This window comes from Sorangium sp. So ce176 (genome assembly GCF_051519835.1).
GTDB classification, from domain to species: Bacteria; Myxococcota_A; Polyangia; order Polyangiales; family Polyangiaceae; genus Sorangium; species Sorangium cellulosum_G.
This window is the reverse complement of the sequence record NZ_CP150371.1, coordinates 11,335,309-11,347,835: the sequence shown is the minus strand read 5'-3', so window position 1 is coordinate 11,347,835 and position 12,527 is coordinate 11,335,309. Positions and strand designations below refer to the sequence as shown.

The window sequence follows — 12,527 nt, the reverse complement described above, 5'->3', positions numbered from 1 at the left end:
CGGGCGGCTCCGGATTCCGTCGGAGGGCCGCCTTCACCTCCAGCTTCGCCGCTTCGCCGGCTGCCCGGTGTGCAACCTCCACCTCCGCCCGTTAGCCAACGGCGGGGCGAGGCAACGCGGCGGCTCGAGCGGGCGCGTCTCCCGCTGCTCGAGCCGCCGCGCCGGCGGGGCGCGAGGTCAGAACTGCGAGAAGAAGCTCCAGATGGCCGAGCTCGCGAAGCTGGGCGTCTGGTGGTCACCGGCAAACTCGCAGCGGTGCACCGGGTATCCCTCCCGGCACCCTTGATAGGCGACGCACGAGCTGGGGCCCACGGGGCTCGTCTCGTTGCTGCAGCCGTTCTTGCGCACGAAGACGTCGAGCGCCGCCCTTCCGGCCGAGACGGGGACGACGCTGTCGGACAGGCCGTGCGACATCCAGACGGCGACGGGCTGGGTGTTGGACTGGTTGCAGCCGCTGTAGAGGGCGCCGGACATCGGCGCGATGGCCCGGAAGACGTCGGGCATGTCACAGCCGAGCGCGTTCGACATCATCCCCCCGAAGCTCCACCCGGTCGAGAAGACGCGGCTCGTGTCGACGCACAGGTTGGCTTCGAGCGCGTCGACCATGGCGCGGGCGAAGGCGACGTCGCGCCCGCCCGAGTTGGCCCAGCCGTTGTCGATGCCGTTCGGCGAGACGAAGATGGCGCTGCCGTTCGCCAGCGCCTTGAGCCCATAGTACCCGTTGTTCACGACGTCGTTGGCCGATCCGCCGCGCCAGTGCCAGCCGAACACCAGCCGATACGCCCTGTTCGGATCGTAGTTCGCCGGAATGTCGAGCACGTACTGGCGCGTTGTGCCGTTGACGTTGATGGTGCGGTTACCGCTGGTGAGGGAGGTGGGAATGCCGCAGCCGGCGCTGCGCGTGCCGCCGGAGCTGCCGCCGCCCCCGGAGCCGCCGCCGCCCCCGGAGCCGCCGGAGCCGCCGGTGCCGCTGGTGCTGCTGGTGCCGCCGGTGCCGCTGGTGCTGCTGGTGCTGCTGGTGCTGCTGGTGCTGCTGGTGCCCGAGCCCACGGGCGTGAGTCGGAATTGCTGATTGGTGCCGCCGTTCGACGCCCACTGAATCACGGCGGTGCCGTCCGCGGTGCCGCGGCCGTAGACGTCCAGGGACTTGCCGCTGTGGCGCGCGGTGAGGCGCACGACGCCGCTGGCGACGTCCGTGAACGACCACTGCTGGTTTTGCCCGGTCCAGCAGGAGTATTGCTGGATGGTGGCGCCGTCGCTGGTGGAGGCGCCCGCGACGTCCATGCAACGGTTGCTGTTGACGTTCCGGATGCGATAGTAGCCGCCGCCTGCCGATTCCATGCGGAACTGCTGCCGCGTCGAGCCGTTGCAGCTGGCGATCTGCATGGCCGCTGCATCCGCGGTGCTGCCTCCAGCCACCTGCACGCATTTTCCACTCTGGACGCCGACGATCGTGTAGACAGCGTTCGTATCGATCGTGATGGCGCCCTCGAGCGAGCCTGCCTCCTCGCTCTCGGCGTCGTACGCCCCCTCGGGGCCGATGACGCACGACACAGCGAGGATGCCCATCGCCGCCGCAAGCAAACCCTGCTTGGTTCCGAATCTCATCTTGTCCTCCTCGTCCCGTCAAGTAAGTGAAACTGCCTTCTTCTCACTGCTCAGCGCTGCCCTCGCGTAGGTCGGGGTCGCTCGCCGCGCGCTCAAGGCTCCCGAGCGGGCCGCCGCGCCGGCCATTTGTCGAGATGCGCGCAGGGGTGGTTCGCTCTGCGTGCACCAGGGTCGGTCAAACCGCCCTGCTCCTCGGAGCAAGGCGGTTTGAGAGCGAGCCCCCCTAGGGCAAATTGGCAGAAGAGACCTGCCAGGTTCTGTCGGTGCAGAAGCGGCAGCTCGGGCCGACGAGCGCGCCCTTGCCGGTGGCCGACTCGTCGCCCTTGAGCCACCAGTTGAGCCACGCCAGGTTGACCTGGGTGAACTCGCCGCCGTTCCTGGCCCACAGATCGCCCCCGTGATCCGCGCCGACCTTGGCGAACATCATGACCGGAATATCACCCAAGGCGGCGATGTTCTCGAAGTCTCTCGCGCCGTTCTTGTTCGCGCCCAGGCTATCCGCGGTGCCGGTGACGATCAACACGGGTGTGTGGATCGAGTTGTAGAATGACTGATTCACCGAGAAAGAGCCGCTGCTCGTGTGTCCCCAGGTCGTCATTCTGGGATCTGCAGCGGTCCCCGCCGCCATCAAGCCGCCGCAGGAGAAGCCGTTCGCGGCGACCTTCGTTGTCTCGATTTTCTGGTAGTAGGCGCTGCAAGGCTTCTCATTCTGGGCGATCACCCAGTCGACGTAGGCACGCAGCACGTCGCCTCCGCTCCCGAGGTCGCGGTTGGGCTGGCTGTTGACCGGTGTCCCGTCCGCCACCACGAAGTAGCCATGCGAGGCAATTTCGGCCATGGCCGCTTGATTCGCGAGCCCGTCTCGCGAGCATCCGCCCTCCCCCCAGACGAATATAGGATACCTGGCGCCACCATCGAGATCCGCCGGACGAAAGATGGTGCCCTGGTTGATGCCCGGGTCCGAGTTCGTCTCGACGACCACCCGATGAGGGCCGCTCCCCGACACGTTTCTACCAGTCGGTTGTGATGCGGTGCACGTGCCGCCGGTACCGCCCCCGCCGCCACCGGAGCCGCCGGTGCCGCCGGTGCCGCCGGTGCCGCCTGTGCCGCCGGAGCCACCGGAGCCGCCGGTGCCGCCTGTGCCGCCTGTACCGCCGGTGCCGCTGGTGCTGCTGGTGCTGCTGGTGCTGCCGGTTCCCGAGCCCACGGGCGTGAGTCGGAATTGCTGATTGGTGCCGCCGTTCGACGCCCACTGAATCACGGCGGTGCCGTCCGCGGTGCCGCGGCCGTAGACGTCCAGGGACTTGCCGCTGTGGCGCGCGGTGAGGCGCACGACGCCGCTGGCGACGTCCGTGAACGACCACTGCTGGTTCTGCCCGGTCCAGCAGGAGTATTGCTGGATGGCGGCGCCGTCGCTGGTGGAGGCGCCCGCGACGTCCATGCAACGGTTGCTGTTGACGTTGCGGATGCGATAGTAGCCGCCGCCTGCCGATTCCATGCGGAACTGCTGCCGCGTCGAGCCGTTGCAGCTGGCGATCTGCATGGCCGCCGCATCCGCGGTGCTGCCTCCAGCCACCTGCACGCATTTTCCACTCTGGACGCCGACGATCGTGTAGACAGCGTTCGTATCGATCGTGATGGCGCCCTCGAGCGAGCCTGCCTCCTCGCTCTCGGCGTCGTACGACCCCTCGGGGCCGATGACGCACGACACGGCGAGGATGCCCGTCGCCGCCGCAAGCAAGCTCTGCTTGGTCCCCAATCTCATCCTGTCCTCCTCGTCCCGTTAAGTAAGTAAAACTGGAATCTTCTCACCGCTCAGCGCTGCCCTCGCGTAGGTCGAGGCCGCTCGCTGCGCGCTCAAGGCTCCCGCGCCGGCCATTACCGCTGCGGACGAATGTCGAGATGCGCGCAGAGTGGATAACTTCGCTCTGCGTGCGCCAGTCAACACGACAAGCGTGTTTACTGTTCCGGGCTGGCATGTCCGTCAAGCCGATTGTGCATCGCGAGCGGGCCTGATCCTCATGAAGGTGCGATAACAGGAGCCACCCTCATCATCGAGCACTGGTGTTGCCGTACAGCACAACCAGACGTTCATGGTGCAGCCCCCGGAGAGGCCTCCTGCTGGGCGGGATACGTCGGGTCGCTTCCGGGGTTCCCGCCGCTGCCGGCTGCACGGGGGTCCCACCGCCGCTGGGCTCGTTGCCGCAACCAGGGTCAGCACTGGCCAGGACCGCGATCCCAGCCGCGAGCGACATGCTCGATCGCTACTTCATGACCGTCTCCTGGACGCGCATGACGGGCCATCCGGAGCGAAGCAAAAGCGTAACGACCGGTCGCCATTGTGAGCGTTCACATGTTCGATGTCAACTTGGATCGACAGGCCCGCCGCTCGACGAGCGATGTACGCGCTGCCGTGGGCATTCACCATTTCACCCAGCCAGCGCGCTCGCGAGCTGAACCGCGGCACGCCATCCAGCTCGCCCCTGCTTCCACGATCAGCGTGGGCCCGGGCCACTCGGCACGAGCTGACTCGTGGCACACGATGTCGCCTGTGAACACACGTCGTCCGCACAGCGCGGCCTGCGCTTTCCGGGTCGACTCGCGGCGCAGGCACGAGGCCTCACGCTGCGCACGTGGGCCCGTCGGACCAGGTCGTTCTCCCTCGAGATCGCGCGCTCGGCAGTCCGGAGCTTCTGGCGGCAGTCCAGGTAGCGCGAGGATCTCCCTCGCCATCGCTGGCTCGGCTACAGCACCTGAACGACGCATCTCCCCGCCACAGCCAGCAAACTCCATGATGCCAGACGAGCGGCGTTTCCTCGGGGCGATGGGGAGCGTACGGCGCCGGAGACGTCACCCACACCGCAAGAGGCGCCGTGCCCGGTCGAGCAGCGGCAACGGGAGCGCCGCAGGACACGTCCACCGGCGGTCTCGCGCTCGCTGAAATTTTGCCGTGGCATAGACACCATTGCAGGCGAGTGAATCCGTCGATTTTGGTGGACGCGAGCCGGTGAGTTTCAGTACAGCGTCACGTCGTCATTCTGTCCTGAGCGTGGGGAAGGCTGGGAGCTCGTGGCGCGCCGCGAGGGGATTGGGAGGACCCGTTCTCCACTGATCTTCGCGCCATGACGGACGTTTACCGTCACGATGAACGCGCGGGCGCGAGGCGCGCGCGGTGGACCGAGCCGGGAAGAGGCGTGGTGCGGCGCTGCCCTCTGAAGGTCGCAACGTCGGATGGATGCGCCGGGAGCAGCCAGCTAGCAGGAGGAGGCCAGTCATGCATCGGGTCAAGGTTCAGATCTTCTGCCGTCGTCCGTCGCTCGCAGAGATGGACGCGCTGTTCGCCATGGGCGTCGACCTGGTGGGTTGGGCTGTGGAGCCGCGCGCCGACGACGCCCTGGATCTATCGCGACGGATCGTGGAACGAGCGCGGCGAGCGGAGGTCGGGACGTGCCTGCTGATCCTCTCGTCGACGATCGCGGAGATCGAGGCGGTCGGGCGAATGGTCTCATCGGACTATCTCCTGACGCCCACCGAGTGGAAGTACGATGGCTCGCTGCGAGAGCTGGCGACGCGCCTGGCGCCGCAGCCCTCCCTGATGACGTCGGTCCCGGTGCGCGCAGCCGGATCGAGCGCGGTGCTGGCTTCTGATGAGATCGCGAGCCAGCTCGACGAGTTCGCGGGTTGTCTGATCCTGGACACCTGCCTGGATCCCTCGGAGCCACAGCGCAGCGGCTTCACGGGGAAGGTCGCTGACTGGCAACACTGCGCGCGAATCGTCAAGGCCTCACGACGCCCCGTCATGCTCGCCGGAGGGCTGAATCGCGAGAACGTCGTCGCTGCGATCCGCGAGGTGAGCCCCTGGGCGGTCGACGCGTGCACCTCGCTCGAGCTGCCGGATCGCACGAAGGACCTCGCCAGGTGTGAGGCGTTCATCGAGGCGGTGCACGCGATGAGCTGAGCCGCCGCCTGCGCGGCGCGGCGCGCGGCGCTGGCGGCGCGGGTGCCGGCGCACTCTGTCGCGTGGGCCGACAGAGGCACAATTTCAGCGCCAACCGAATTCGACTCTCGCCCGAATCGTCCAGTCCTCCAGGGTCGGTGGCGTCTCGCATCGAGACATAGGTGAGTATGCCTATGCCTCGCGCCCGGGGGCTCGGGTACGAAGTCGTCGCAGTCACCTGCATCGGGTGACGCGAGGATGGACTGCCCATGAAACTCTTGATGATCGGGATCCTTGGCGTCTGCGCTGCAGGGTGTGGCCAGGCAGGCGAGGATGGCGGCACAGGAACGCCGAGCAGCGGCTCGGGCGACGCGGTGTCGGGCGGTCCTGGCGGGACGACCGGCACCACGGGCGACGCCGGCGTGAGCGGCGCGAGCAGCGGAGGCACCGGAGCCGGCGGAGCCATGGAGACCGGCAGCAGCAGCAGCGGCTCGGGCGGGAGCGTCGGCACCGGCGGCGGCGGCGGCGGCAGCAGCGGCGGCGGCGACGAGGCGACGATCGTCCCCGACCCCTCGTGGACATGCGGTATGCCCGGCGGCATTCCGCTCCCCACGCTCGGCGAGCCCGTCTTTCGGGCGACGCTCGAGCTCGGCGAGACCCACGATGTCGGGAACACCCAGTTCGGGCACCGCCGCCTCCGCGACGTGAAGGGGGGCACGCTCACGGGCGACAAGATCCAGGCCACGTTCCTCACGGGCGGCCTGGACCTCGAGCTCACGCTCTCGAACGGATCCGTCGAGCTCGAGGAGATCAACATCCTGAGAGCGAGCGACGGCTCCCTCATTCTACTGCGGAGCTGCGGCGTCGCCGCCGCCGGCGATGGGGTCGTCCGGGTCGTCCCGGACTTCGAGGTCGCGCAGTCGAGCTCGTTCGCATGGCTCAACACAGGGAAGTTCGCGGGCACCCGGGTCGTCGACGCCGCGGCGGGCACGATCCAGCTCGACATCTACGACATCGCCGACGTGGCCGCCGGAGAGCCGAAGATCCAGCTCAAGGATCCCGAGGGCGTGCCCAACCAATCGTGGGAGTGCTCGACGGCGACCGGGGCGAGGGGATCGAGCGTGTTCACCGAGACCGTCACGCTCGGTGGTTCCATCTCCGTCGGCGCCAGCAAGCGCGGCACGCGCAACATCATTCCCATCACCGGGGGCACCGTCACCGGAGGCATGCTCCTCAGCGGCCTGTCGGGCTCGGTGCTCCCCGGAGGCGCGGACTACCAGCTCATCGGCGCGAGCACGGTGCTGGACGCCAGGTACGCGCTGGCCTCGAAGGACGGCGAGGTCATCGTGGTGAGGAACTGTGGACCGTTCGGCGCGCTCATCCCGGTCTTCGAGACGCGCGCGGACGGCCCCTATGCGATCCTCAACACGAAGCAGTATGTGAGCTCCGACCCGGGAGGCGCGGCGGGCGGGGTGAGCCTCACCTTCTACGAACGCCGGTAGAACAGCCTCTGTCCGGCTGCGGCGCGAGGCGGCGGTGGCCCCGCCCGCGCGCCGGAGCGGCGGAGGGCCGATCGTCCCCTGTAACCCGGCCCACGGGACCGAAGGGCTGCCGTCCGCCCCCCTGCGTCGCCCGCCACCGTCCCGGTGGGCCGGATCGCCTCGCCGCCACGTTCGCGCGCGGTCAGGAACTTTTCGCGGGGCTCGCCGTGTCGTGGGAGTGTCCGGGGAACGAGGCGGCCTGAGGCCCCCCGCCCCCCTCCAGCCCATGCCCACGTTTCCCCACGCATCGTTCGTCGACAGGCTCCTCGCCGAGCTCCCGTGCCTCCTGCGCGCGGCGCGCCGCCTGACGCGCTCCGAGCAGGACGCGGAGGATCTGGCGCAGGCGACCGTCGTGCGCGCGATCGAGCGGCACGCCGACCTGCGCGACGAGGATCGCATGCGCGCGTGGCTGCTCCGCATCGAGCGATCGGTGCTGCTCAACGCGACGCGGGGCGCGCGGCAGCGCCTCGAGGTGATCGAGGGCGGGCGCGGCGCCGAGGCGGTGCCGGAGCCGCAGGGCGATCTGGAGGCGGAGCTGCTCGAGCGCGGCTTCGCGGACGAGGTCGAGCGCGCGCTCGCGCGCTTGCCCCCGGAGTGGCGCGAGGCGCTGCTTCTGCGCGAGGTCGAGGATCTTTCCTACGAGGAGATCGCCGATCTCCAGGGGTGCCCCGTGGGCACTGTGCGATCAAGGCTCTCGCGGGCGCGGCTCGCGCTCGTCGAGGGCCTCTCCGAACGGCACGAGGAGACGTCATGGCAGGGTGCAACCGCGAGTGGTTCGAGAACATTTCGGCGTGGCACGACGACGAGGTGACGCCCGAGGACGCGGCGCGGATCGAGGCGCACCTCGCCGTCTGCAGGCCCTGCCGGCGCGCCGCCGAGGTGCTCGGCGGCGTGCGGCGCGCGCTCGTCGCGAAGGCGGACGGGGAGGTCCCGAAGCGCCTGCGCGATCGGGCGGAGGCCGCCGCGCAGGACGCGCGGCATGCGCGCGCGCGGCGCCGCGGCCGCTGGGCGATCACGGCCGCCCTCGCCGCGGCCGCGGCGGCCGCCGCGTTGCTAATCGGCAGCCCGAGCCGCGGCGTGGGCGCGGCGATGGCGGACGAGCTCGTGAGCCACCACGTGCGCGGCTTCGCGCGCGAGCGCCCGTGCGACTTCGAGTCCTCGGATCCGGGCGCCGTCGCCGGGTGGCTCGAGGGGAAGCTCGGCTACGCTGTCACCGTCCCGGCGGTGTCCGGCGCCCGGCTGCTCGGGGCGCGCCTCTGCCAGATCGGCGACACGCGCACGGCGGCGCTCATGTACGCGAGCGGGGACAGGCCGCTCACGGTGTTCGTGCCGCCGCCCAGCTCCGACGCCGCGACGGCCGCGCGCGCGCTGGCCGGGCGCGGCGTGGGGTGCACCCGGGGGCCGCTCGGCAACGCGATCTGCGCGAGGAGCGTCGAGCAGCCGGTGCTCGCGGTCGCCGAGGTGGACGTGGCGGCGCTCGCGCCGGCGCTTGGAAGGCCCTGATCTCGCCCATCACGAGGACCCATGACGATCGGCTCATTGATCACGCTCTTCGGCGCCGGGCTGCTGACGTTCGCTTCGCCCTGCGTGCTCCCGATGCTCCCCGTGTACCTCTCGGCCCTCGGCGGCGCCGGGGCGCTCGGCGGTCCAGACCGCGCCGCGGTCAAGCGCAGCGTGCGCCTCGCCGGCATCGGCTTCGCGCTCGGCCTCGCGATCGTGCTCGTGGCGCTCGGCGCCGGCGCGTCGGCGATCGCCGCGGCCCTCTCGCCCCACCGGCGCGCGCTCACCGTCGCGGCCGGCGTGATCGTGGCGCTCTTCGGCGCGAAGCTCCTCGGCGTGCTGCGCCTGCCGTGGCTGGAGCGCGAGGCGCGCCCGCTCCTCTCCCGCCTCCCGGGCGCGGGCGGCTTCTGGGGAGGCATGCTCTTCGGGGTCGCCTTCGCGGCAGGGTGGACGCCGTGCGTCGGCCCGGTGCTCGGCGCCACGCTGACCTACGCGGCCAGCGCGGGCGCCAGCCCGCTCACCGGCGCCGTCCAGCTCGGCGCTTACGCCGCGGGCCTCGCCGCGCCGCTCGTCGTCGCGGCCTTCGCCGGGCCCGCGGCCGTCGAGCTCGCGCGTCGCCTGATGCCGGCCACGCCGGTCCTCCAGCGCGTGACGGGGGCGCTGCTCGTGGTCCTCGGGATCGCGTTCGCGAGCGGCCGCCTCGGCGCCCTCTCGCCGGCGCCCACGGCGGCCGTGGCAGCCAGCGCGCCCTGCGACAGCGGCCCCGCCGGCGCGTGCGCGGCCCCCGAGGGCGTCGTGGAGCACGGCGACGTCGCGCTGCCCGAGGGAAAGCCCCGGCTGGTCGAGTTCGAGAGCGCGCATTGCGCGGTGTGCGAGCGCATGGCGCCGCTCGTGAAGGAGCTCGAGGCGCGCTGCACCAGGGAGGACGACACCGTCGTGCGGATCCGGGTCGACGAGCCGCGCGGGCAGGCCCTCGCGGCCCACTACGGCGTGCGCTTCGTGCCGACGTTCCTCAGCGTCGACGCCGCCGGGCAGGAGGTGGAGCGCGCCGTCGGCGAGCTGCCCCGCCAGCGGCTCGCCAGCCTGATCGGCGACGTCCGTGGCGAGGCTTGCCCCCCTGCGCTGTGAGCGCCCGCGGCCCGGCGCTCTCCCTCGTCACCCCCGGACCCCCCCGAGCTCCGCGGAGCGCCACGTACCCGCTCGGGCAGGAGACACCCTCCGGATGAGCCACTGAGCCTCGATCGCCGGAGAGAGATACAGCCGGTGGGCACCCGCGGCGTCCGCTCGAATTCTTCGGAAAATTCACAGGGAGACGGAGAGATGGGGAAGGACACCTTCAACCACTTCTTGTATCCCCCCTTCCATGTTCGATTTCCCCGCTGAAAAGGGCTGCAAACCGCGGGAACTCCTCGGGGTAGGCCCCCTGCTCCTGCGCCTGGTTTTGGCCGCAGCCGGCTGGTGACATGTGGTAAGCGATGTCGAGCGCCTCTCGGCGCGGAGGTGCTTGCTTATGAGAGCTCGATTTTCATTGTTGCTATCGGGGATCGTGTCCGCCGCCGGGGGCGGCTGTGGCGACGGCGGCGATCCTGGCGGATCCTCGTCGGAGGGGGGCTTCGATCCGAGCGGCTCCACCGGAGGCCAGATCGCCACGGTGAGCAGCGGCGGCACGGGCACGAGCGGGGCGACGACCACGAGCGGGACAGGGGGCAATGGCGCGGGCACGGGCAGCGGGAGCGGCGGAGGCGGGCTCGGCGGCGGCGGGGGCGGCGGGGGCGGCGGGGCCGGCGGGGGCGGCGGCGGCGGCGGCGGCGGCGGCGGTGACCAGGGGATCTGCCCAGGGGGACCGTATGCGGCCGATCCGCTGCCTGCGAACCGCGGGGCGCAGCGGGTGCGCGGCGGGTTCGACTACGTCGAGGGGCCTGTCTGGGTCGCCGAGCTCGGCGCGCTGTTCTTCTCGGAGATTCACCTCATGCAGCAGAACCAGCCGCCGCTCAATGGCCCGCGGGCGAGGATCCACAGGTTCACGCCTCCGGGCGCGTTCGAGGTGTTCGTCGAGAACAGCTCGACGAACGGCCTCGGCCTGTCCGCGGACGGGAACCTGATCGCGTGCACCCACGATACGCGCAGCATCTCCGTCTTCGAGCTCGGCACGAAGGCGCGGCGCACGGTGGCCGAGGCCTATCAGGGCAAGCGGTTCAACTCGCCGAACGACGTCGCCGTCCGGGCCGACGGGAACGTCTATTTCACGGATCCGGACTTCCAGCTCACCGGCCGGCCGGAGCTGCCGACGGCCGTGTACCGCGTCTCGCCGTCCGGCGAGGTGAGCGTCGTGGGCACGATGGCCAAGCCGAACGGCGTCGCGATCGCGCCCGACGGGCGCACGCTCTACGCCGGCGATTTCGGCGGCGAGATCCGGCGATATCCGCTGGACGACGGCGGCGCGCCCGGCCCCTCCTCCGTGTTCGCCTCGAACCTCCAGGACGCCGACGGCATGGGCGTCGACTGCGCGGGCAACCTCTACGTGGGGTGGCTCCGCGGCGTCGAGGTCCTCACGCCGGACGGCGCGAGGCTCGGCACGATCGAGGTGGGGAGCAAGGCGTCGAACGTCGCGTTCGGCGGGGCCGATCGGAAGACGCTCTACATCACGGCGACCGACTCGCTCTATTCGATCGCGGTGAACATCCCCGGGCATCCCTACTGAGGGCGTGACCCGCCGTCGCACTTCACCGGCGCGGTGACGGCCTCGCCCGTCGCCGCCATGCGCCGCATGCAGAGCTTGAGGCCCGCGCGGAGGTTGCCCACCGTCGTGACGCCGGAGAGGTCGACCCCGAGCGAGATCATCGTCTGGGCGACGTTCGACCGGATCCCCGTGACGATCCCCTCCGCGCCGAGGAGCCGGATGGCGTCGATCATATCGATGAGGTGCCGGGCCGTCTGCGTATCGACCGCATCGACGCCGGTGAGATCGAGGATCGCATACCGAGCGTCCTTGCTCACGATCGCCGAGAGCAGGTTGTCCATCACCTCGGAGAGCCGCAGGCTGTCCACGACGCCCACCATCGGGAGGGTCAGCACCCTGTCCCACACCTCGATGATGGGCGTCGAGAGATCGCGGATGACCTTCTGCTGCTTCTCGATGAGCTGCAGCTTCGCCCGGAGCTCTATCTCTCTCTGCCTCGCCTCGGAGGCGTTCAGGGTGACGCTGATAGCGCCGTCGGGCTCCCCGTGAGCGTCGTGCACCGGGATATACCATGTCTCCCAGCTCGCGCCCTGCACGTCGGAGACGTCTCGCGCGGCTTCCCCTGCGAGCGCGCGGCGCATTCCCCACGAGGCCTCCATGTCGCTACCGTAGAGATCGAGGATGTTCGCGCCGAGGAGCTGCCCCGGCTTGACGCCGGCGGCCTCCGTCCCTTTGCCGTCATGGAACGTGAAGATCCCCTCGCGATCGTACTTGCCCACGACGATCGGCAAATGGTCGAGGATGGCCCGGAGGATCTGCTGCGCCACCCCGGGCTCCGCCTCGGCCGGGGCCCGCGCCGAGGTGCCCTGCTCGACGTCACGCTCGACGTGGCGCCCCACGTAGATCGCGCGCTCCGGCCGCCCGGCCCCGTCGCGGAGCGGATGCTGGGCCCACGCGACGACGACCTCGCTCCCGTCCTTCCGCGCGCTCTCGCAGCGATGCGTCGCGCCGCTGCCGTCCTCGGCGAGGCGCCGGAAGGCCTCCCGGCCGCCGCGGCCGGACAGCGTGCCGAGCAGGCTCTGCCCGAGGACCTCCTCCGCCGCGTACCCGAAGAGGCGCTCTGCGCCTTCGCTCCATCCGGCGATCACCGGATCGCGGAGATCGCCAGAGACCTCGACGAGCGCTGGCGGCGCCGCCTGCCCGTGCGCGGCGCGGATCCCCTCCCCGGCCGCCTCGATCGCCTTCTCATCCCCCGTCATGA

Annotated in this window: 9 protein-coding genes; 6 read left to right on the top strand and 3 right to left on the bottom strand. The window is 70.6% G+C overall.

The window, feature by feature from the left end; translation table 11 throughout:
- Positions 1-177: 177 nt before the first annotated feature.
- Both WMF42_RS42835 and WMF42_RS42830 read right to left on the bottom strand, forming a co-directional pair.
- The gene (locus WMF42_RS42835) at positions 178-1,608 is read right to left on the bottom strand and encodes an RICIN domain-containing protein (RefSeq protein ID WP_437688972.1); all 1,431 of its coding nucleotides are present in this window, start codon (positions 1,606-1,608) and stop codon (positions 178-180) included.
- Between the two features lie 223 nt (positions 1,609-1,831).
- Complete coding sequence (locus tag WMF42_RS42830) at positions 1,832-3,373, bottom strand: RICIN domain-containing protein (RefSeq protein WP_437688970.1); 1,542 nt, start codon at positions 3,371-3,373, stop codon at positions 1,832-1,834.
- A 1,470-nt stretch (positions 3,374-4,843) separates the two neighbouring features.
- Between WMF42_RS42830 and WMF42_RS42825 the strand changes: the two genes are divergently transcribed.
- The 6 genes from WMF42_RS42825 to WMF42_RS42800 all read left to right on the top strand — a co-directional run bounded on the left by WMF42_RS42825 (position 4,844) and on the right by WMF42_RS42800 (position 11,287).
- Entirely contained in the window at positions 4,844-5,566 is a 723-nt protein-coding gene (locus tag WMF42_RS42825; RefSeq protein WP_081426134.1) for a hypothetical protein, read from the top strand.
- Positions 5,567-5,814: 248 nt separating this feature from the next.
- Positions 5,815-7,047 carry a DUF3237 domain-containing protein gene (locus WMF42_RS42820; protein WP_437688968.1) on the top strand — a complete coding sequence of 411 codons (1,233 nt, stop codon included), beginning with the start codon at positions 5,815-5,817 and terminating at the stop codon, positions 7,045-7,047.
- Positions 7,048-7,312: 265 nt separating this feature from the next.
- On the top strand, positions 7,313-7,897 hold the full coding sequence (locus WMF42_RS42815) for an RNA polymerase sigma factor (protein ID WP_061605909.1): 585 nt from the start codon (positions 7,313-7,315) through the stop codon (positions 7,895-7,897).
- Positions 7,837-8,589: an anti-sigma factor family protein gene (locus tag WMF42_RS42810; protein ID WP_063815673.1), complete on the top strand. Its 753-nt coding sequence runs from the start codon at positions 7,837-7,839 to the stop codon at positions 8,587-8,589. Before WMF42_RS42815 ends, WMF42_RS42810 begins: the two co-directional genes overlap by 61 nt.
- 21 nt (positions 8,590-8,610) lie before the next feature.
- Positions 8,611-9,714, top strand: coding sequence for a cytochrome c biogenesis protein/redoxin (locus tag WMF42_RS42805; protein WP_437688965.1), 1,104 nt, complete (start codon positions 8,611-8,613; stop codon positions 9,712-9,714).
- Between the two features lie 418 nt (positions 9,715-10,132).
- Entirely contained in the window at positions 10,133-11,287 is a 1,155-nt protein-coding gene (locus tag WMF42_RS42800) for an SMP-30/gluconolactonase/LRE family protein (protein WP_437688963.1), read from the top strand.
- Here WMF42_RS42800 and WMF42_RS42795 read toward each other — a convergent pair.
- Positions 11,281-12,525: a PAS domain-containing protein gene (locus WMF42_RS42795; protein WP_437688961.1), complete on the bottom strand. Its 1,245-nt coding sequence runs from the start codon at positions 12,523-12,525 to the stop codon at positions 11,281-11,283. The genes WMF42_RS42800 and WMF42_RS42795 overlap by 7 nt on opposite strands.
- Between the last annotated feature and the right edge of the window lie 2 nt (positions 12,526-12,527).